The following is an 18,265-nucleotide window of genomic DNA, read 5'->3' on the forward strand; positions in this document are numbered from 1 at the left end:
TGCCGAGCAGCATGCGCGATACAAAGGCACGACGCGATCGCAACGTCGTGATTCCGCGTGGCGCCGGGCTTTTCCCGCTGCAGCCGACGCAGCGAAGCCCGGGCGACGTCGCGATCCGCCCGCCTCCCCACCTGCTCAGCGATCCGAATCGTCTCGCGCGACCGGAATCTCGTCGATCGCGAAATAGACCGGCTTGCCGAGTCGCCGCGCGAGGTTGACATCCGCGTCGGCCCCGCGCGACACGCCGTCGATCCGCCATACGGCATCGCAGCGCCGCAGCAGCCGGTGCGCGGCCGGATACAGGAACGCCTCGCTGATCTCGTCGCCGACCTGCCGCGACCCGGCCGCGACCGCGAGCGGCAGCGACACCCACTCGCCGATCATCGGCACATGCCCGCGGCGATACACGGCGAGCGCCGCCGCTTCCAGCCGGTGCAGGTTCGCGGCGATGCGCGCGGGGTCGCCGTCCGTGCCGCTGCGATAGGGGCCGGCGACCAGCACGAGCAGCGGCGTCATGCCGTACGCGCGCCGGCGGCTTCCCGCAGCGCGACGTACTGCAACAGCATGATCGTCTTCGCGTCGACGATCTCGCCGCGCTCGACCGCGTCCAGCGCCGCCTGCAGCGGCATCTCGACGACCTCGAGATCCTCGCCCTCTTCCGCGACGCCGCCGCCGTCGCCGGTGCGCAGCGACGCATCGTATTCGCCGACGAAGAAATGCAGCTTCTCCGTCACGGACCCAGGGCTCATGAACGCCTCGAACACCTTGCGCACGCCGCGCACGCGATAGCCGGTCTCCTCCTCGGCCTCCGCGCGGATGCGTGCTTCGGGCGTCGCGTCGTCGAGCAGGCCGGCAGCGGCCTCGAGCAGCATCCCGTCGTGCCCGCTGACGAACGCCGGCATCCGGAACTGCCGCGTCAGCAGCACGTCGCCCGTGCCGGCATTGCGCAGCAGGATGGTCGCGCCGTTGCCGCGGTCGTAGGTCTCGCGGCTCAGGCGCTGCCACGTTCCGTCGCGGCGCAGGAAGTCGAACGTCACCTTCTTCAGCACATACCAGTCATCGGACAGCACCGTCGTATCGACGATGCGCACGCGGTCCCGCGTTGCAGCCATCGCAGCCTCCCATTCGACAAAGGACGGCGCCCATGGTAACGTGCAAATTCGTGCAACTTCAAGAAATTTCGTGCAAACACGATGCTGACGACGCAACGCAAGAAAGCGATCCTCGACGCGCTCGCGCACGACGGCCAGGTGCTGGCCGTCGAATTGAGCGCGCAATTCGGCGTGTCCGAAGACACGATCCGCCGCGACCTGCGCGAGCTGGCGGCCGAAGGCCTGCTGCAGCGCGTGCATGGCGGCGCGCTGCCGGCGTCGCCGGCCGTCGCGCCGTTCGCGCAGCGCGAGGCGCTCGAAACGGCGGAAAAGCGGCGCATCGCAAGGCGGGCCGCGCAGATGATCGCGCCCGGGCAAGTGGCGATCGTCGACGGCGGCACGACGTCGGCGCTGCTCGTCAGCCAGCTGCCGGCCGACCTGCGCGCGACGATCGTCACGCACAGCCCGAGCGTCGCCGTCGCGCTGGCCGCGCATCCGTCGATCGACGTGATCCTGATCGGCGGGCGGCTCTACAAGCATTCGATCGTCGCGGTCGGCGCCGCAGCGATGGAAGGCATCGCGCGCATCCATGCGGACCTGTACTTCATGGGCGTCACGGGCGTGCATCCGGTCGCGGGGCTCAGCACCGGCGATTTCGAGGAAGCGGCGATCAAGCGCGCGCTGGCCGAACGCGCGGCCGAGACGGTCGTGCTCGCGTCGCAGTCGAAACTGCGCGCGGCGTCGCAGTTCGTGATCGGCGACATCACGCTCGCGCAAACCGTCGTGGTCGAGAAGGAAACCGAAGCCGCGCTGACGAAGCCGATCGAGGCCGCGGGCGTGACGGTCGTGCGAGCATAGCGGCGCCGGTTCGAATCCGTGCGGTTGCGCGCCGCATCGTGCTCATCGGATCGGTTACGGGTTTTCGTCGCGCCAACGCCGCACCGATGTCAGCGTGCTGACAGGCGCCGCTTGCTAACATGGGCGCCCGCCCAATCGCCACGCGCCGCTCGCACGATGCCCTCTCCCTCCGCCACCACCCCGCCGGCGCCGCCCACCGGCGATGCGCCGCCGCCCGGCGTCCTCGCGCTGTTCGTCGCGTTCGCGCAGATCGGCCTGACCAGCTTCGGCGGCGGGCTCAGCGGGCGGATGATGCGCGACTTCGTGCACGAGCGGCGCTGGCTCGACGAAGAGGCGTTCCTCAACGGCCTCGCGCTGTCGCAGGCGCTGCCGGGCGTCAACGTGAAGAACCTCGCGATCTGGATCGGCTACCGGCTCGCCGGATGGCGCGGCGCGGTGGCCGGCTTCACCGGCATCATCGCGCCGCCGGCCGTGCTGATCGTGCTGTTCGGCGTCGCGTTCTCGACCCTCACGCGCTTCCCGCTCACGCATGTCGCGCTCGCCGGCGCGGCGGCCGCGGCGATCGGGCTGTCGATCTCGATGGCGATCACGGCGGTGCGCCGGCTGCCGCGCCGCGCATTGCCGTTCGCGGTGATGACGCTCACCTTCGTGTCGGTTGCGGTGCTGCACTGGCCGCTCGTATGGACCGTGCTGATCGGCGGCACGCTGAGCGTCGCGCTCGAATACCGCCGCGCGGCCATCACGCCCGCCCGGAGCGACAAGCCATGACCGCGTCGCAACGCTACGCCGCGCTGTTCGGCGTGTTCGCGCCGCTGTCGATCGCGACGATCGGCGGCGGACAGACGATCATCGCCGACCTCCAGCGGCAGATCGTCGACGTGCATCACTGGATGACCGCCACGCAGTTCGTGAACGACTTCGCGATCGCGCGGATGGCGCCCGGCCCCGGCTCGCTGCTGGCAACGCTGATCGGCTGGCAGGTGGCCGGCTTCTGGGGCGCGGTGATCGCGACGCTCGCGCTGTTCGGCCCGCCCGCGTTCCTGATCTACGGCGTCGCGCACCTGTGGCGGCGACACCAGGGCGCGCGCTGGCAGATCGCGCTCGAAGCCGGCCTGCGTCCGGTCGCGGCCGGCATGATCCTCGCGTCGGTGTGGGTGCTGCTGCAGTCGCTCGACGGCGGCTGGCCAGCACGCGCGATCGCGGTCGCATCGACGCTGTGTGTGATGGTCTCGCGCATTCACGCGCTGCTGCTGATCGCGGCGGGCGCGCTGCTGCTCGTCGGCGTGCACGCGATCGGCGGCGTGTAGCGCATACCGCCGTCGCACCTCAACGCCGCGCCACGCGAACACCTGAACGCCTAGACGCCGCGAAACACCGGCGCGCGCCGCTCCGCAAACGCACGCAGCCCTTCGTCGAAATCCGCGCCTTCGCACGCATGCCGGCGCAGTTCGCCATTGGCACGATGACGGCTTCGCTCGCGTGGTTCCTGATGCTCGCCTATGGCGCGCGTGCGTGCCGCGCGTGGTTCGCTCGCGTGCTCGCGTGGCGTGTGCTCGATTTCTTCGTCGCGGCGATGATGCTCGGCTTCGCGGTGCGTTTCGCGCTTGATGCGCTTCAGGCGTCAGCGGCCCGATAGCTTGCGAAACGCGTTGTGCGCGTCGGCATGCAGTTCGAAGCCGATGCCGGGTGCTTGCGGTACGCGTGCGTAGCCGACGTCGACGGTTTCGCCATCGGCCAGTCCGCTGAACGGATGGAACGCGAACGGATTGACTTCCGCGCCGCCGAGCCCGAGCGCCGCAACGACGTGCAGCGAAAACAGGTGGCCGCCGTGCGGCCAGAACGCGTCGCGCCGCCAGCCGCGCGACACGAAGTGGTCGACGATCTGCAGATAGCCCGGCAGCCCGTAGCAATGCACCGGATCGAACACGAGCACGTCGCGGTCGTTGCGCAGGCCGCCGTAGCGGTCGAGCAGCTTCGCTTCCGCGAGTGAGAACAGCGCTTCGCCGGCCGCGATCGGCGGTGAGTATCGCGCGGCAAGCTCCGCTTGGAGCGGTAGGTCGAGCGGGTCGCAGATGTCCTCGAACCACCAGAGGTCGAACGGCGCGAGCATCGTCGCGGCGGCTTGCACGGTCGTCGCGTCGTATGTGTTCATCGCATCGACCGCGAGATGCGAACTGTCGGCGAGTTGGGCAGCGGCGGCTTCGATGCGTCGTCGGTCCTGATCGAGATCCGCGCCGCCGATCTTGATCTTCGCATGCGTGTAGCCGAGATCGGCGATGCGGCGCATCTCGTCCGACAGGCACGCGAGATCGTCATGCGGATAGCGGTAGCCACCGCCCGCGTACACGCGCACGCATGGCGCTGCCGTGCGTGCGAGCCGGTCGGCGAGAAAGCGATGAAGCGGCAGGTTGGCGATTTTCGCGGCGGCGTCCCAGATCGCCATGTCGAGCGTGCCGACCGCGACGCATCGTTCGCCGTGTCCGCCGGGTTTTTCGCCAGCCATCATCGCGCGCCATGCGCGGAACGGGTCGAGGTTGGTGCCGGCTTCGTCGGCGAGCGTGTCGGCCGCGGCCAGCAGGCGCGGCGCGAACCGTTCGCGAATCAGGCCGCCCTGCGCGAAACGGCCGACCGATGCGTAGCCGTAGCCCGTCACGGGGCGGCCGTCGCGCACGACGTCGGTGACGACCGCGACGACACTCGTCGTCAGGCCGCCGGAGGGAATGGCCGGGTCGGCGTAGCGAGAGACTGGGATCGGTTGCTCGCGGATGGCGGTGATGCGCATGGTCGGGTTCCGGTGGGCGTCCGGCGCATGCGGATGGTTCTCACGCGCTGTCGCTGGAACGGTGGGCGGACTGCTGCATCATAGGCGCTGGCGCGGCCGGTTGCGGGCGTTCGTTACCGGTGTCGGCGATCGCGCCGCCGCGGCTGTACGGTCGCCGAGAAGTCGGCCTGGATCACGGTGAAGATGCCGCGAACCGATATGGCGAACACGGCAGCCGTTCAACCGGTCAGAATCGTCCCGTTGCCATTTCGGTGTGGTTCCGTATCGAATCACGTGTTCTGCGGGCGTCATCTTGTTTTAAATGTGTATGGGCCCTTGCAACATGCAAGGGCCGCGATGACATAGGCCGCGAACCGGGAAGGTATCCGGACGACGACGATATGCGTGGTCGAATCTACAAACCCGCTCAGGCGAAGACGAAGTACTTGCGCACCGTCTCCACCACTTCCCAGGTTCCTTTCATGCCGGGTTCGATCACGAACACATCGCCGGCTTTCAGGTGCACCGACTCCTCGCCTTCCGGCGTGATGATGCAGTAGCCGTCGAGGAAATGGCAGAACTCCCATTTCTCGTAGTTCACCTCGAACTTGCCCGGGGTGCAGATCCAGGTGCCCATGATCTTGCTGCCGTCCTTGGAGACGTAAGCGTTGAGGTTCACGGTGTGCGGATCGCCGCCGATGCGCTTCCACTTGGTCGCGTCAAGGACCGGAGTCGGGCAGGTTTCGCGCAAAACGGTGATGAAATCGGACATGTCAGCTCCAAACGATCGGGTAAGTGATCCGTCACGTTAGTTCGGAAGCGTTACCGGGGCTTGTATGCTTCCGACACCGACTCGTCTATTTTCGACACCGACTCGCCTGCAAGCGTGCTTCCCCCCTGGCTCGGCGGAATGGCCCCAGATTTGCGGCTTCAACCAATCGAGCAAATTGCGTTGACGGACCGTTTTTGGCCGATCGTTGACGACCATTCTCGGCGACGCGCCACCGCCCCACAATCCAGCCATGCCAGTTTCGCTGCCACCGCCCCAAACCACCCGCTTGCCATCCCCACGCCAAACCCTGTACAATCCGCCGTTCTGCGGGCGTCGTATAATGGCCATTACCTCAGCTTCCCAAGCTGATGACGTGGGTTCGATTCCCATCGCCCGCTCCACTTTCCGGCTGCATCGCAGCCTGCGCAAAAGCCGCCTCGTCGAAGGCGGCTTTTTTGTACCATGTGCCGGTTCCCCGGCGCACTGCTGAGCGCAACGGGCCTTCGCCCGCAACAAAGCCTTTCTCTGTACCGATGATGCACGACGATCCGAACGAAGCCGGCCTGCCGCCGCACGACGACGCCATTCCCGACGAAGCCGCCGACGGCGCCGACGAAGTCAATCCGCTGCACCACCGCCGCATCCGCAGCTTCGTCACGCGCGCCGGCCGCGTGTCGACCGGCCAGCGCCGCGCGCTCGACGAACTCGGCCCGCGCTTCGTCGTCCCGTATGCGCCGGAGATGCCCGACTGGAACGCGGTGTTCGGCCGCAGCGCGCCGCGCATCCTCGAGATCGGCTTCGGAATGGGCGCATCGACCGCGGAAATCGCCGCGAACCGCCCCGGCGACGACTTCCTCGGCGTCGAGGTGCACGAGCCGGGAGTCGGCGCGCTGCTGAAGCTGATCGGCGAGCAGAACCTGTCGAACATCCGCATCATCCAGCACGACGCGGTCGAAGTGCTCGAGCACATGCTCGCGCCGGAAAGCCTCGACGGCGTGCATATCTTCTTCCCCGATCCGTGGCACAAGGCGCGCCACCACAAGCGCCGGCTGATCCAGCCGCCGCTCGTCGCGCATCTCGCGTCGCGCCTGAAGCCCGGTGCGTACATTCACTGTGCGACCGACTGGCAGAACTACGCGGAACAGATGCTGGAAGTGCTCGGCGCGGAGCCGACGCTCGAAAACACGGCCGCCGACTATGCGCCGCGCCCCGACTATCGCCCGGTGACGAAGTTCGAACGGCGCGGGCTGCGGCTCGGCCACGGCGTGTGGGACCTGGTGTTCCGCAAGCGCGCAGGCTGAGCCATTCCACTGAGGCGGCGCACGTCGCGCCGCCCCGGACGACAAAACGGCCCGACCGGCATCTGCCGATCGGGCCGTTTTTTATCGGAAGCGCGCCCGCCTCCGTATCTGCATCACGCCCAGTTCAGCCAGCCGCTGTACCCGACCAGCAGCACGAACAGCCCGAACGCGATCCGGTACCACGCGAACACTGTGAAATCGTGCGTCGCGACGTAGCGCAGCAGCCAGCGCACGCACACGAACGCGCTGACGAACGCGGCGACGAGCCCGAGTGCGAACAGGCCGAGCGAATCGACGGTGAACGCCTGCCAGTCCTTGACGGTTTCGTAGAGCGTCGCGCCGAAGATGATCGGAATCGCGAGGAAGAACGAGAATTCGGTGGCGACGCGCCGGTCGAGGCCGAACAGCATCCCGCCGATGATCGTCGAGCCCGACCGCGACATGCCGGGAATCAACGCGAAGCACTGCGCGATGCCGACCTTCAGCGCATCGAGCGGCGTCAGCGCATCGACCGACATCACGCGCGGCGGCTCGCCGCGCTCGCGCTGCCGCGCCTCGGCCCACAGGATGATCGCGCCGCCCACGACGAGCGCGAACGCGACGGGCACCGGCGAGAACAGCACGGCCTTGATCTTCTTCTCGAACAGGAGGCCGAGCGCGATCGCGGGAATCGTCGCGATCACGACGTTCAGCGTGAAGCGCCGCGCGTCGGGCCGGCCCGGCAGCCCGGAGACGATCGATACGATCCGTTGCCGGTACTCCCAGCAAACCGCGAGGATCGCACCGAACTGGATCACGACGTCGAAGGTTTTCGCGTGCGAATCGTTGAAATTCAGGAAGCTGCCCGCGACGATCAGGTGACCGGTGCTCGACACCGGCAGGAATTCCGTCAGCCCCTCGACGACGCCGAGGATCAATGCCTTGCAGATCAGGATCCAGTCCATCCGTGGCCCAACTCCGAAATGGTCGAAAGGAAGGGCCAGGTTGCCGCGCGGCCCGCTCGGCCGCGCGGCTTGACGTCATTTTTCGACGATCGCCACGCGTATGCCGTTTGTAAGAATCGTAATTGTACCGGGTTCGTAGTTCACTCCGGCAAATTGCAGTTGTTCGGGCTTGAACGTGTAGATCGGATAGTTGGTCAGCACTTGCGTCGCGAGCAGGCCGGCGGCCGCGCCGACCTGCTGCGCATACATCTGCGCGTCGCCGTCGAGCACGAGGCTGTCGACGGCCGGCGCCTTCAGCACGACCGAGCGGCTCGGCGCGTCGTACGCGAGCTGGCCCGACACGGTGAACTTGCCGCTGACGGGCGCGCGCAGGAACGGGCTCGCGAAATTCGCGTCGAGCTGCACGGCGACGCGGTTCTGGTCCGGCAGCAGGTTGACGGCCGGGTTCGCGAGCGACACGTCGACGACCTGCGCGACCGTCTTCTGATACGGGAACTTGCGTGCGACGGCTTTCTGCACGTCGCCGCGCGAGAACGTGTAGTGATCGGGGATGAACGGGAATGTCGACGCGCACGCGGCGAGCGACAGCGTCACGCCGATGGCGCCGACGGTTGCGGCGAGAAAACGGCGCCGGCCGGGCGCGCGAGGTGCGGTCATGCTTGAACAATCTCCTGTATCCGGCGCAGCGGCGATCGGGCTGTCGGCGCTGCGCCCATGCCGGGCAATCGACCGGAGTTAGTGCTTCAACCCGCGCCGCGGGTTCCATGCGTCGTATTCGCGTCGAACGCGGCCGGCAATCCGCTACCGCCCCATGCCGCCACGCGGCGACGGCTGCGTCGCGACCTCGAGGCGCGTAAGCCACGCGAGCGCGTCGTCGCGCGATGCGCCGCACATGTCGGCGGACGGCTGCAGCCCCGAGCAGCACGCGGGACGCTCGGGCCGGCCGAAGATCCGGCAGCGCAGGTCGTCGCCGAGCTGCACGCAGCGCACGCCGGCCGGCTTGCCGTCGGGCATGCCCGGAATCGGGCTGGAAATCGACGGCGCGATGCAGCACGCGCCGCAGCCCTCGCGGCACGCGTGCGGCGGCAGGACATCGGCGGGTGCCGGGCGGACAGGCATTTCGACGGACACTCGGCTCTCTCGAACGAACAACAAAAAAACGGTGCGGCAACCGGACGCGGCGTCCGGCAGCCCACCCCGCATTGTGCCATCGCCGGCTGCGACGTTATTACGCAATGCAGCCGAATCGCGCGTTTATATACTCGAAAGCATCTAAAAAGCGCGAGACCATCATGAGCTCCGGTTCTGCCGACATAATGTTCCGTCCCGATTTGCTCACGAAATATGGCGCGAACGGGCCGCGCTATACGTCGTACCCCACCGCGCTGCAGTTCCGCGACGATTTCGACCCGGCCGACTACGTGCGCGCGGCCGGCGACCCCGGCGCGTCGTCGAGCGAGCTGTCGCTGTATTTCCACATCCCGTTCTGCAACACCGCGTGCTTCTACTGCGGCTGCAACAAGATCGCGACCAACAACCGCCGCCGCGCGCGCCCGTATCTCGACCAGCTCAAGCGCGAGATGGCGCTGCAGGCCGCGCTGTTCGATCCGGCCCGCCCGGTCACGCAACTGCACTGGGGCGGCGGCACGCCGACCTTTCTTTCCGACGACGAAACGGCCGAGCTGATGGCGGCCACCCGCGAGCACTTCGCGCTCGCGCCGGACGCCGACGCCGAGTTCTCGATCGAGATCGACCCGCGCACGGTCACGCCCGCGACGCTCGTGCACCTGCGCACGATCGGCTTCAACCGGCTGAGCCTCGGCGTGCAGGATTTCGATCCGGTCGTGCAGCAGGCGATCAACCGCATCCAGCCGCTCGCGATGACGGCCGACCTGCTCGCCGCCGCGCGCGCGACGGGCTTCCATTCGGTCAGCGTCGACCTGATCTACGGGCTGCCGCACCAGACGGTCGCCGTGTTCGCGCGCACGCTCGAGACGATCATCGAACTCGCGCCCGACCGGCTGTCGGTGTTCGGCTACGCGCACATGCCGCACCTGTTCAAGATGCAGCGGCAGATCGACGATGCGACGCTGCCGCCGCCCGAAACGCGCATCGCGCTGCTCGGCCTCGCGATCGACATGCTGACGTCGGCCGGCTACGTGTACATCGGGATGGACCACTTCGCGCGGCCGTCCGACGAGCTCGTGCGAGCACAACAGAACGGCACGCTGCAGCGCAATTTCCAGGGCTACAGCACGCGCGCGGATACCGACCTCGTCGGTTTCGGCGTGTCGTCGATCGGCAAGGTCGGCGACGTGTACGCGCAGAACGCGAAGGATCTGCCCGCGTACGGCGCCGCGCTCGACGCGGGCCGGCTGCCGATCGTGCGCGGCGTGCGGCTCACGCCCGACGACCGGCTGCGCCGCGACGTGATCACGCAACTGATGTGCAACCTCGAACTGCCGTTTTCGCATGTCGAGGCCGCGCACGGCATCCGCTTCGCCGATCATTTCGCGCGCGAGCTCGACGCACTGCGCCCGTTCGAGCGCGACGGGCTGCTGACGATCGCGCGCGAGCGCCTGACGATCCATCCGGCCGGCCGGATGGTCGTGCGCAACATCGCGATGGCGTTCGACGCGTATCTCGGCCAGACGTCTCGACAGCGCTACTCGCGCACGGTCTAGCGCCGGCGCCAAACCGGCGGCCGCACGCGGGCGTGCCGCCGGTTTGCTACAGTGTGAGGCTTCCGCTCCGCCAGAACCCGCACGATGCGCACCACCAAAGCGACCCACGCGGTCGAACGCCTGAAGACCCGCTCCGGCAACCCGCAATTCGCGGCCGTCGCGATGGCGGGCGGCCTGTTCTATCTCGTCGACCGCTCCGGCGGCACCGCCGAGAAGCGCTGCGAGCCGCTGCCGCTCGACGCGTTCGTCAAGTTCGTCGACGAATTCGGCCCCAAAAAGCCGCGCAAGGCGAGCAAGCTCGACCTCGCTTTCGAGGCGCAGATCAAGAAGAGCAAAGGGTAAAGGTCCGTTGCAGGCTGCCTGAAGGCTTGACCGCCGCCCTGTTTGGTACAATCGCGTAGTTTATCTACCCCCGCTGATGGCCGACCAGGCTGCATGACCACACCATGAATATCGAAAACGCTCGTTTCAACATGATCGAACAGCAGATCCGGCCGTGGGACGTGCTGGATCTGGACGTCCTGGGCCTGCTGTCGATCGTCAAGCGTGAAAACTACGTTCAGCCCGAATACCGCGATCTCGCGTTCGCCGATCTCGAACTGCCGCTGCCCGGCGGCCGCAGCAAGATGCTGTTCCCGCGCGTCGAAGCGCGTGTGCTGCAGGAGCTGACGGTCAAGAAGCACGAAAACGTGCTGCTGATCGGCGCGGGCTCGGGCTACCTGGCCGCGCTGTTCGCGCATCGCGCGCAGCAGGTGACGGCCGTCGAGATCGATCCGGCGATCGCGAAGTTCGCGGAAGACAACCTTCGCAACGACGGCGTGACCAACGCGGAAGTCGTGCTCGGCGACGGTTCGCGCGGCTGGGCCGGCAAGGCGCCGTACGACGTGATCTGCGTCGCGGGCGGCCTGCCTGTCGTGCCGCAGGAAATGCTCGAACAGCTGAAGGTCGGCGGCCGCCTGTCGGCATTCGTCGGCGGCCGTCCGGTGATGAAGGCGCAGATCATCACGCGCATCGACGACACGCAATACCGCGTCGCCGACGTGTTCGAAACCTACATCGACCACCTCGTCAACGCGATCGAGCCGTCGCGCTTCAAGTTCTGAGCGGCGGAGCCTCCATGCAGATCCTGACGCCCGCAATGCTCGCGGAATGGCTCGGCGATACGGCGCGCCCCGCGCCGGTCGTGCTCGACGTGCGCGAGCCGTGGGAAATCGCGACCGCGCAGATCGCCGGCAGCATATCGATCCCGATGCAGCAGATTCCCGCGCGCAGCGAAGAGCTCGACGACGAAACGGAAATCGTCTGCGTGTGCCATCACGGAATGCGCAGCGCGCAGGTCGCGATGTTCCTCGAATCGCGCGGCTTCACGAAGCTGTACAACCTGCAAGGCGGGATCGACGCGTGGTCGCGCGACGTCGATCCGTCCGTGCCGCGTTACTGATCTCTCCGGCGGCGCATCGCGCGCCGCCATACGGTGACCGGCACCGCGCCGGCCACACGATCCGCCGAACGGGCGCGCATGGCGCGCCCGTTTCGCTTTCCCCGCCCTACCCCGTTTCCCTCTGCGCATCGGCGACGATCGCGAACAGCCCGGCAATCTGCGCGTCGCCGATGACGAGCGGCGGCGAGAACGCGGGGATGTCGCCCGTATCGTCCGTATGGCGCTCCATCGCGCCGTTCCGGTAGCGCGTGCAGGCACCGGAACGGTGAAGCGCGTCCGTGCACCATTTGCGCCCGCGAACCTGCACCGCAACGGCCCATTGATGCCGCACGAAGCGTCACGCGCACCGCGCGTTCGCCCGCACCGGCACGTCCGGCGTGCATGCATGCGGACTGGCACATGCCTTGCGTTACCTGATGGCCGGCGCCGCCACGGCGCACGCACATCCAACACGTCAAGGGGAACCCGATGAAACGTCGCAGTCTGTTGAAGTTCGGTTCGATGGCCGGCGCGCTCGCGCTGGCGGGCAAGAGCCCGTTCGCGCACGCGGCCGATGCGGGCACCGGCCCGATCAAGGTCGGCATCCTGCACTCGCTGTCGGGCACGATGGCGATCTCGGAGACGTCGCTGAAGGACACCGCGCTGATGACGATCGCCGACATCAACAAGAGCGGCGGCGTGATGGGCCGCAAGCTCGAGCCCGTGGTGGTCGATCCCGCGTCGAACTGGCCGCTGTTCGCCGAGAAGGCGCGGCAGTTGCTCACGCAGGACAAGGTCGCTTGCGTGTTCGGCTGCTGGACGTCGGTGTCGCGCAAGTCCGTGCTGCCGGTGTTCGAGGAACTGAACGGGCTGCTCTACTACCCGGTGCAGTACGAAGGCGAGGAAATGTCGCGCAACGTGTTCTACACGGGCGCCGCGCCGAACCAGCAGGCAATTCCGGCCGTCGAGTACCTGATGAGCGCGGAAGGCGGCGGCGCGAAACGCTTCTTCTTGCTCGGCACCGACTATGTGTATCCGCGCACGACCAACAAGATCCTGCGCGCGTTCCTGAAATCGAAGGGCGTGAAGGACGCCGATATTCAGGAGGTCTACACGCCGTTCGGCCACAGCGATTACCAGACCATCGTCGCGAACATCAAGACCTTCTCGCAGGGCGGCAAGACGACCGTGATCTCGACGATCAACGGCGACTCGAACGTGCCGTTCTACAAGGAGCTCGGCAACCAGGGCATCAAGGCGACCGACGTGCCGGTCGTCGCGTTCTCGGTCGGCGAGGAGGAACTGCGCGGGATCGACACGAAGCCGCTCGTCGGCCATCTCGCCGCGTGGAACTACTTCATGTCGGTGAAGAACCCGACCAACACGAAGTTCAAGGACCAGTTCGCCGCATGGGTGAAGGCGAACAACCTGCCGGGCGGCACGAAGCGCGTGACCAACGACCCGATGGAAGCGACCTACGTGGGCATCCATATGTGGAAGCAGGCCGTCGAAAAGGCGAAGAGCACCGACGTCGACAAGGTGCGCGTCGCGATGATCGGCCAGACCGTCGCCGCACCATCGGGCTTCACGCTCGCGATGGACGGCAACCATCATCTGCACAAGCCGGTGATGATCGGCGAAATCCGCGGCGACGGGCAATTCAACGTCGTGTGGAAGACGAAGACCGCGGTGCGCGCGCAGCCGTGGAGCCCGTTCATCGCAGGCAACCAGGGCAAGCCGGATATCGTCTCGTCGATCCCCGCGTTCCTGCGCCGGCAGCGCGCGGCGCTGGCCTGACGCGGTGCGGCGCGTCGCGCACCGGCGTGACGTGCCGCTCGCATGCAGGTGCGGATGCGCCGGCCGCGCTTGCGGCGACGAACCGCACGCGCCGGCGCATCGCCGCATGAATCCGCTTCCCCACGCCCGACAGGATTTCCCGATGCCTATTCGCTTTCGCCGAGCCGCCGTCGCGATCGTCGCATGCGCCGCCCTCGCGGGCGCGCTGCCGCGCGCCGCGTTCGCGCTGACGGCCGCCGATACCGCCGCGCTCGCCGGCGACGACTTCGACGCGAAGACGGCCGCGATCGACCGGCTCGCCGCCGATGCCGATCCGCGCGCCGTTGCCGTGCTCAACGCGCTGTCGACCGGCGACGCGCTCGCGACCGGCGACGGCCGCCTGCTGATCCAGGCCGGCGACACGGCGCACGACGCGCTCACGCAGGCCGCGACGCCGGCCGGCGACGCGCAGCCCGTGATGCTGAACAACCTGCTGCGCACGAAGATCGCGGGCGCGCTGTCGGGTCTCGCGCTCGCATCGCCCGACGTCGCCGCGCGACGCGACGCGATCGATGCGCTGCTGAAGTCGCCGGACCCGGCACTCAAGCCGATGATCGACCGCGCCCGTGCGAAGGAAACCGATCCCGCGCTGAAGCGCCGCCTCGATGCACTGTGGGCGATCGCCGCGCTGCACGATGCCGATCCGGCGAAACGCCTCGAAGCCGTGCAGGTGGTGGCCGCGCGCCGCGACCTCGACATGATCGAACAACTGCGCCCGCTCGTCGCGAAGAATGCGGACGGCAGCTACGCGGAGCCCGACGCGCGCGTGCGCGATGCCGCACAGCAGGGGCTCGACGCATTGCACTCGCTGCAGCGCCGCGGCGAGATCGTCGGCACGCTGTTCGCGGGCCTGTCGCTCGGCAGCGTGCTGCTGCTCGCCGCGCTCGGTCTCGCGATCACGTACGGGCTGATCGGCGTGATCAACATGGCGCACGGCGAATTCCTGATGATCGGTGCGTACGCAACCTATGTCGTGCAGACACTGATCCAGCGCTACGCACCCGGTGCTTTCGACTGGTATCCGCTCATCGCCGTGCCCGCGTCGTTCGCGACGGCCGCGCTCGTCGGCATCGTGCTCGAACGGCTCGTGCTGCGCCATCTGTACGGCCGCCCGCTCGAAACATTGCTCGCGACCTTCGGCGTGAGCCTGATCCTGATCCAGGCGACGCGCATGCTGTTCGGCGCGCAGAACGTGCAGGTCGTGAACCCGTCGTGGATGAGCGGCGGCGTGACCGTGATGCAGAACCTGATCCTGCCGTACAACCGGCTCGCGATCCTCGCGTTCGCGCTCGCGGTGGTATTCGTCGCGTGGGCCGTGCTGACGAAGACGCGGCTCGGCCTGTTCGTGCGCGCGGTCACGCAGAACCGCCGGATGGCCGCATGCGTCGGCGTGAAGACCGCGCGCGTCGATGCGTATGCGTTCGCGTTCGGCGCGGGCATCGCCGGCCTCGGCGGCTGCGCGCTGTCGCAGATCGGCAACGTGGGCCCCGATCTCGGCCAGAACTACATCATCGATTCGTTCATGGCGGTCGTGCTCGGCGGCGTCGGGCAGATCGCCGGCACCGTGCTCGGCGGCTTCGGGCTCGGCCTCGCGAGCAAGGCGATCGAGCCGTTCTGGGGCGCCGTGCTCGCGAAGATCGCGGTGCTCGTGATGATCGTGCTGTTCATCCAGAAACGTCCTCAGGGCATGTTCGCCCCGAAGGGCCGCAGCGCGGAGGCGTGACGTGACCTTCATAACCGATTCGATGTCGAACCCGGTCGCCGGCGCACCGAAGCCCGCTGCCGCCGCACGTACAGCAGACGGCTTCGCGCTCGGCCTGCCGCCGCGCCCTGCGCTGCTGTCGCGCCGCGCATGGCTCGCGCTCGTCGCGCTGTGCATCGCGATCGGCATCGGCGTGCCGCTCGCCGCGCTCGTCGCGCCCGAAGCGAGCGCGTTCCATCTGTCCGCTTACGCGATGACACTCGCCGGCAAGCTGATGTGCTACGCGATCGCCGCGCTCGCGCTCGATCTCGTATGGGGCTACTGCGGGATTCTTAGCCTCGGCCACGGGCTGTTCTTCGCGCTCGGCGGCTATGCGATCGGCATGTACCTGATGCGCGAGATCGGCCGCGACGGCAAGTACGGCAGCGACCTGCCCGACTTCATGGTGTTCCTCGACTGGCACCAGTTGCCGTGGTACTGGAGCGGCACGCAGCATCTCGCGTGGGCGCTCGCGCTCGTCGTGCTCGTGCCGGCCGTGCTCGCGTGGGTGTTCGGCTTCTTCACGTTCCGTTCGCGCGTGAAAGGCGTGTACCTGTCGATCATCACGCAGGCGCTGACGTTCGCCGCGATGCTGCTGTTCTATCGCAACGAGACGGGCTTCGGCGGCAACAACGGCTTCACCGACTTCAAGCGCATCGCGGGTTTCGCGATCACGTCGCCCGGCACGCGCACGGTGCTGTTGCTGCTGACGTTCGCGACGCTGGTGCTCGCGTTCATCGCCGCGCGCGCGATCGTCACGAGCAAGCTCGGGCGCGTCGTCACCGCGGTGCGCGACGGCGAGACGCGGCTGATGTTCCTCGGCTACAGCCCGCTCGCGTACAAGCTGTTCGTGTGGACCGTGTCGGCCGTGCTGTGCGGCATCGCAGGCGCGCTGTACGTGCCGCAGGTCGGCATCATCAATCCCGGCGAGATGTCGCCCGGCAACTCGATCGAAATGGCGATCTGGGTTGCGGTGGGCGGGCGCGGCACGCTGATCGGGCCGATCGTCGGCGCGTTCGCGGTGAACGGCGCGAAGAGCCTGTTTACCGCGTACTTCGCCGAATACTGGCTGTTCTTCCTCGGCCTGATCTTCGTGCTCGTGCCGCTGCTGCTGCCGCGCGGGATCATGGGCCTCGTCGAAACCGTGCTCGCGAAAGGAAAACGTGCATGAACGGAACGGCCCTCTACCAATTCACGCCACCGCCCGAGGACGAACTGCTGGCGGTCAGCGGCACCGCTTCGATGGGTCGCGTCGTGCCGCCCGGCATCGACACGTCGCACGGCACGATCCTCTACCTCGAGGATATCGAGGTGAGCTTCGACGGCTTCCGCGCGCTGAAGAAGCTGTCGCTCGCGATCGACGCGGGCGAGCTGCGCTGCGTGATCGGCCCGAACGGCGCCGGCAAGACGACGATGATGGACGTGATCACCGGCAAGACTCGTCCCGATGCCGGCAACGTGTTTCTCGGCCAGACGCTCGACCTCGCGCGGATGAGCGAGCCCGAGATCGCGCGCGCCGGCATCGGCCGCAAGTTCCAGAAGCCGACCGTGTTCGAGCAGCATCCGGTGTGGGAAAACCTCGAGCTCGCGATGCAGACCGACAAGGGCTGGCTCGCATCGCTGCGCGCGCGGCTCGACCGTACGGCGCAGGCGAAGATCGAGGAGACGCTCGCGCTGATCGGCCTCGAAAGCCACGCGTATCGAGCAGCCGGCGAACTGTCGCACGGGCAGAAGCAACGGCTCGAGATCGGCATGCTGCTGATGCAGCGCCCCGCGCTGCTGCTGCTCGACGAGCCGGCGGCCGGGATGACCGACCACGAGACGATGGAACTCGCCGAGCTGCTGAACACGCTGCGCGGCACCTGCTCGATGATGGTCGTCGAGCACGACATGGCATTCGTCGCGGCGCTCGCGGGCGACACGGGCCGCGTGACGGTGATGGCCGAAGGCGCGGTGCTCGCGCAAGGCACGCTCGACCAGGTCAAGCGCGACGACGCGGTGATCGAGTCTTATCTCGGACGTTGAAACGATGCTGAAGATCGAAGCACTGAACCAGTACTACGGCGGCAGCCATATCCTGCGCAACGTGAACCTCGCCGCCGACGACGGCAAGCTCACCGTGCTGCTCGGCCGCAACGGCGTCGGCAAGAGCACGCTGCTGCGCTGCCTGATGGGCGTGGTCGCCGCGAAAAGCGGCACCGTGTCGTGGCGCGGCACGGCGCTCGGCGCGCTGCCGCCGTATGCGCGCGTCGCGGCCGGGCTCGCATACGTGCCGCAGGGCCGCGACATCTTTCCGCGGCTGACCGTCGAGGAAAACCTGCTCGTCGGCGCGGCGAGCCGCAAGGCGCCGTCGAAAGTGCCCGACCGCATCTACGACCTGTTCCCGGTGCTGAAGGACATGCGCGCGCGGCGCGGCGGCGACCTGTCGGGCGGCCAGCAGCAGCAGCTCGCGATCGGCCGCGCGCTGATGAGCGAGCCGCAACTGCTGATCCTCGACGAGCCGACCGAAGGCATCCAGCCGTCGATCATCCAGGACATCGGCCGCACGCTGCGCCAGCTCGTCGACGAATCGAACATGACGGTGCTGCTCGTCGAACAGTATTACGATTTCGCGCGCTCGATCGCGGACCGCTACTGGGTGATGAGCCGCGGCGAGATCGTCGCGGGCGGCGACGCGCGCGACATGGAAACGAACGGCGTGCGCGAGCTGATCGCGGTGTGACGCGCGGCACGGCAGCGGGCACGGCCGGCCGGTTCGCGGTGCAACCGCACGCGGCGCTTTCAACGAACGCGGCATCTGGATTATTGTTCCGGTAGCATCCACGTCCTTCGCGCCCGTTTCTCTCGTTTCCCGCTC

22 protein-coding genes, 1 tRNA gene and 1 pseudogene are annotated in these 18,265 nt (G+C 67.7%); 15 read left to right on the top strand and 9 right to left on the bottom strand.

Going from position 1 to position 18,265, the window contains the following annotated elements:
* Positions 1-135: 135 nt before the first annotated feature.
* Both ACPUER_RS12620 and ACPUER_RS12625 read right to left on the bottom strand, forming a co-directional pair.
* Positions 136-516, bottom strand: a complete 381-nt coding sequence (locus tag ACPUER_RS12620) for a DUF4406 domain-containing protein (RefSeq protein WP_425131263.1) — start codon at positions 514-516, stop codon at positions 136-138.
* A complete protein-coding gene (locus ACPUER_RS12625) occupies positions 513-1,112 on the bottom strand; it encodes an NUDIX domain-containing protein (RefSeq protein ID WP_175962598.1) in 600 nt (199 codons plus the stop codon). Before ACPUER_RS12625 ends, ACPUER_RS12620 begins: the two co-directional genes overlap by 4 nt.
* An 81-nt stretch (positions 1,113-1,193) precedes the next feature.
* Between ACPUER_RS12625 and ACPUER_RS12630 the strand changes: the two genes are divergently transcribed.
* The 3 genes from ACPUER_RS12630 (at position 1,194) to ACPUER_RS12640 (ending at position 3,256) form a co-directional block, all read left to right on the top strand.
* Positions 1,194-1,949, top strand: a complete 756-nt coding sequence (locus ACPUER_RS12630; RefSeq protein ID WP_425131264.1) for a DeoR/GlpR family DNA-binding transcription regulator — start codon at positions 1,194-1,196, stop codon at positions 1,947-1,949.
* 156 nt (positions 1,950-2,105) lie between these two features.
* Complete coding sequence (locus tag ACPUER_RS12635) at positions 2,106-2,717, top strand: chromate transporter (RefSeq protein ID WP_175962596.1); 612 nt, start codon at positions 2,106-2,108, stop codon at positions 2,715-2,717.
* Complete coding sequence (locus ACPUER_RS12640; protein ID WP_425131265.1) at positions 2,714-3,256, top strand: chromate transporter; 543 nt, start codon at positions 2,714-2,716, stop codon at positions 3,254-3,256. Before ACPUER_RS12635 ends, ACPUER_RS12640 begins: the two co-directional genes overlap by 4 nt.
* Before the next feature lie 50 nt (positions 3,257-3,306).
* On the opposite strand, the pseudogene ACPUER_RS12645 reads toward ACPUER_RS12640, so the two are convergent.
* Positions 3,307-3,399, bottom strand: a pseudogene (locus ACPUER_RS12645) (methylmalonyl-CoA decarboxylase); the annotation flags it as partial.
* A gap of 12 nt (positions 3,400-3,411) precedes the next feature.
* Between ACPUER_RS12645 and ACPUER_RS12650 the strand changes: the two are divergent.
* Positions 3,412-3,585, top strand: coding sequence for a LysE family transporter (locus tag ACPUER_RS12650; protein ID WP_310137180.1), 174 nt, complete (start codon positions 3,412-3,414; stop codon positions 3,583-3,585).
* Here ACPUER_RS12650 and ACPUER_RS12655 read toward each other — a convergent pair.
* Positions 3,571-4,731 carry an enolase C-terminal domain-like protein gene (locus ACPUER_RS12655; RefSeq protein ID WP_425131266.1) on the bottom strand — a complete coding sequence of 387 codons (1,161 nt, stop codon included), beginning with the start codon at positions 4,729-4,731 and terminating at the stop codon, positions 3,571-3,573. The two genes, ACPUER_RS12650 and ACPUER_RS12655, sit on opposite strands and share 15 nt — an antisense overlap.
* 406 nt (positions 4,732-5,137) lie before the next feature.
* The gene (locus ACPUER_RS12660) at positions 5,138-5,482 is read right to left on the bottom strand and encodes a cupin domain-containing protein (RefSeq protein WP_047900015.1); all 345 of its coding nucleotides are present in this window, start codon (positions 5,480-5,482) and stop codon (positions 5,138-5,140) included.
* Positions 5,483-5,808: 326 nt separating this feature from the next.
* Between ACPUER_RS12660 and ACPUER_RS12665 the strand changes: the two genes are divergently transcribed.
* Positions 5,809-5,883 (top strand) — tRNA-Gly (locus ACPUER_RS12665).
* Positions 5,884-6,015: 132 nt separating this feature from the next.
* Positions 6,016-6,783 (top strand): tRNA (guanosine(46)-N7)-methyltransferase TrmB, encoded by a 768-nt coding sequence (gene trmB / locus ACPUER_RS12670; protein WP_072436148.1) that lies wholly within the window; start codon positions 6,016-6,018, stop codon positions 6,781-6,783.
* Positions 6,784-6,896: 113 nt separating this feature from the next.
* Here trmB and ACPUER_RS12675 read toward each other — a convergent pair whose 3' ends face one another.
* From ACPUER_RS12675 to ACPUER_RS12685, 3 genes are all read right to left on the bottom strand, one after another.
* Positions 6,897-7,727, bottom strand: a complete 831-nt coding sequence (locus ACPUER_RS12675) for an undecaprenyl-diphosphate phosphatase (protein ID WP_175962590.1) — start codon at positions 7,725-7,727, stop codon at positions 6,897-6,899.
* Between the two features lie 75 nt (positions 7,728-7,802).
* Positions 7,803-8,384 (bottom strand): DUF1439 domain-containing protein, encoded by a 582-nt coding sequence (locus tag ACPUER_RS12680; protein WP_310137197.1) that lies wholly within the window; start codon positions 8,382-8,384, stop codon positions 7,803-7,805.
* Positions 8,385-8,528: 144 nt separating this feature from the next.
* The gene (locus ACPUER_RS12685) at positions 8,529-8,846 is read right to left on the bottom strand and encodes a YkgJ family cysteine cluster protein (RefSeq protein WP_425131283.1); all 318 of its coding nucleotides are present in this window, start codon (positions 8,844-8,846) and stop codon (positions 8,529-8,531) included.
* A 173-nt stretch (positions 8,847-9,019) separates the two neighbouring features.
* Here ACPUER_RS12685 and hemN point away from each other — a divergent pair, with 173 nt between their 5' ends.
* The 4 genes from hemN to ACPUER_RS12705 all read left to right on the top strand — a co-directional run bounded on the left by hemN (position 9,020) and on the right by ACPUER_RS12705 (position 11,852).
* Complete coding sequence (gene hemN / locus ACPUER_RS12690; protein ID WP_425131267.1) at positions 9,020-10,411, top strand: oxygen-independent coproporphyrinogen III oxidase; 1,392 nt, start codon at positions 9,020-9,022, stop codon at positions 10,409-10,411.
* 84 nt (positions 10,412-10,495) lie between these two features.
* On the top strand, positions 10,496-10,753 hold the full coding sequence (locus tag ACPUER_RS12695) for a hypothetical protein (protein ID WP_425131268.1): 258 nt from the start codon (positions 10,496-10,498) through the stop codon (positions 10,751-10,753).
* A 104-nt stretch (positions 10,754-10,857) separates the two neighbouring features.
* Positions 10,858-11,514 carry a protein-L-isoaspartate O-methyltransferase family protein gene (locus ACPUER_RS12700; RefSeq protein WP_175962586.1) on the top strand — a complete coding sequence of 219 codons (657 nt, stop codon included), beginning with the start codon at positions 10,858-10,860 and terminating at the stop codon, positions 11,512-11,514.
* 14 nt (positions 11,515-11,528) lie between these two features.
* Entirely contained in the window at positions 11,529-11,852 is a 324-nt protein-coding gene (locus ACPUER_RS12705; RefSeq protein ID WP_175962585.1) for a rhodanese-like domain-containing protein, read from the top strand.
* A 106-nt stretch (positions 11,853-11,958) separates the two neighbouring features.
* On the opposite strand, the gene ACPUER_RS12710 is transcribed toward ACPUER_RS12705, so the two are convergent.
* Positions 11,959-12,081: a hypothetical protein gene (locus ACPUER_RS12710; RefSeq protein ID WP_425131269.1), complete on the bottom strand. Its 123-nt coding sequence runs from the start codon at positions 12,079-12,081 to the stop codon at positions 11,959-11,961.
* 239 nt (positions 12,082-12,320) lie between these two features.
* Between ACPUER_RS12710 and urtA the strand changes: the two genes are divergently transcribed.
* From urtA to urtE, 5 genes are all read left to right on the top strand, one after another.
* Entirely contained in the window at positions 12,321-13,628 is a 1,308-nt protein-coding gene (gene urtA, locus ACPUER_RS12715; RefSeq protein WP_175962584.1) for an urea ABC transporter substrate-binding protein, read from the top strand.
* A gap of 142 nt (positions 13,629-13,770) precedes the next feature.
* The gene (gene urtB, locus ACPUER_RS12720) at positions 13,771-15,390 is read left to right on the top strand and encodes an urea ABC transporter permease subunit UrtB (RefSeq protein WP_425131270.1); all 1,620 of its coding nucleotides are present in this window, start codon (positions 13,771-13,773) and stop codon (positions 15,388-15,390) included.
* A 1-nt stretch (position 15,391) separates the two neighbouring features.
* Positions 15,392-16,579 (top strand): urea ABC transporter permease subunit UrtC, encoded by a 1,188-nt coding sequence (urtC, locus tag ACPUER_RS12725; RefSeq protein WP_175947563.1) that lies wholly within the window; start codon positions 15,392-15,394, stop codon positions 16,577-16,579.
* On the top strand, positions 16,576-17,433 hold the full coding sequence (urtD, locus tag ACPUER_RS12730; protein WP_425131271.1) for an urea ABC transporter ATP-binding protein UrtD: 858 nt from the start codon (positions 16,576-16,578) through the stop codon (positions 17,431-17,433). The genes urtC and urtD overlap by 4 nt, the downstream gene beginning before the upstream one ends.
* 4 nt (positions 17,434-17,437) lie before the next feature.
* Positions 17,438-18,130 carry an urea ABC transporter ATP-binding subunit UrtE gene (urtE, locus tag ACPUER_RS12735; RefSeq protein WP_047900002.1) on the top strand — a complete coding sequence of 231 codons (693 nt, stop codon included), beginning with the start codon at positions 17,438-17,440 and terminating at the stop codon, positions 18,128-18,130.
* Positions 18,131-18,265 lie beyond the last annotated feature (135 nt).

Source organism: Burkholderia sp. DN3021 (genome assembly GCF_049805555.1).
Classification (GTDB): Bacteria; Pseudomonadota; Gammaproteobacteria; order Burkholderiales; family Burkholderiaceae; genus Burkholderia; species Burkholderia pyrrocinia_C.

What these genes read in the sequence shown, in the direction of transcription:
- ACPUER_RS12620 (WP_425131263.1), bottom strand. Translation starts at nt 516, where the DNA reads ATGACGCCGCTGCTCGTGCTGGTCGCCGGCCCCTATCGCAGCGGCACG.
- ACPUER_RS12625 (WP_175962598.1), bottom strand. Translation starts at nt 1,112, where the DNA reads ATGGCTGCAACGCGGGACCGCGTGCGCATCGTCGATACGACGGTGCTG.
- ACPUER_RS12630 (WP_425131264.1), top strand. Translation starts at nt 1,194, where the DNA reads ATGCTGACGACGCAACGCAAGAAAGCGATCCTCGACGCGCTCGCGCAC.
- ACPUER_RS12635 (WP_175962596.1), top strand. Translation starts at nt 2,106, where the DNA reads ATGCCCTCTCCCTCCGCCACCACCCCGCCGGCGCCGCCCACCGGCGAT.
- ACPUER_RS12640 (WP_425131265.1), top strand. Translation starts at nt 2,714, where the DNA reads ATGACCGCGTCGCAACGCTACGCCGCGCTGTTCGGCGTGTTCGCGCCG.
- ACPUER_RS12650 (WP_310137180.1), top strand. Translation starts at nt 3,412, where the DNA reads ATGACGGCTTCGCTCGCGTGGTTCCTGATGCTCGCCTATGGCGCGCGT.
- ACPUER_RS12655 (WP_425131266.1), bottom strand. Translation starts at nt 4,731, where the DNA reads ATGCGCATCACCGCCATCCGCGAGCAACCGATCCCAGTCTCTCGCTAC.
- ACPUER_RS12660 (WP_047900015.1), bottom strand. Translation starts at nt 5,482, where the DNA reads ATGTCCGATTTCATCACCGTTTTGCGCGAAACCTGCCCGACTCCGGTC.
- trmB (WP_072436148.1), top strand. Translation starts at nt 6,016, where the DNA reads ATGATGCACGACGATCCGAACGAAGCCGGCCTGCCGCCGCACGACGAC.
- ACPUER_RS12675 (WP_175962590.1), bottom strand. Translation starts at nt 7,727, where the DNA reads ATGGACTGGATCCTGATCTGCAAGGCATTGATCCTCGGCGTCGTCGAG.
- ACPUER_RS12680 (WP_310137197.1), bottom strand. Translation starts at nt 8,384, where the DNA reads ATGACCGCACCTCGCGCGCCCGGCCGGCGCCGTTTTCTCGCCGCAACC.
- ACPUER_RS12685 (WP_425131283.1), bottom strand. Translation starts at nt 8,846, where the DNA reads ATGCCTGTCCGCCCGGCACCCGCCGATGTCCTGCCGCCGCACGCGTGC.
- hemN (WP_425131267.1), top strand. Translation starts at nt 9,020, where the DNA reads ATGAGCTCCGGTTCTGCCGACATAATGTTCCGTCCCGATTTGCTCACG.
- ACPUER_RS12695 (WP_425131268.1), top strand. Translation starts at nt 10,496, where the DNA reads ATGCGCACCACCAAAGCGACCCACGCGGTCGAACGCCTGAAGACCCGC.
- ACPUER_RS12700 (WP_175962586.1), top strand. Translation starts at nt 10,858, where the DNA reads ATGAATATCGAAAACGCTCGTTTCAACATGATCGAACAGCAGATCCGG.
- ACPUER_RS12705 (WP_175962585.1), top strand. Translation starts at nt 11,529, where the DNA reads ATGCAGATCCTGACGCCCGCAATGCTCGCGGAATGGCTCGGCGATACG.
- ACPUER_RS12710 (WP_425131269.1), bottom strand. Translation starts at nt 12,081, where the DNA reads ATGGAGCGCCATACGGACGATACGGGCGACATCCCCGCGTTCTCGCCG.
- urtA (WP_175962584.1), top strand. Translation starts at nt 12,321, where the DNA reads ATGAAACGTCGCAGTCTGTTGAAGTTCGGTTCGATGGCCGGCGCGCTC.
- urtB (WP_425131270.1), top strand. Translation starts at nt 13,771, where the DNA reads ATGCCTATTCGCTTTCGCCGAGCCGCCGTCGCGATCGTCGCATGCGCC.
- urtD (WP_425131271.1), top strand. Translation starts at nt 16,576, where the DNA reads ATGAACGGAACGGCCCTCTACCAATTCACGCCACCGCCCGAGGACGAA.
- urtE (WP_047900002.1), top strand. Translation starts at nt 17,438, where the DNA reads ATGCTGAAGATCGAAGCACTGAACCAGTACTACGGCGGCAGCCATATC.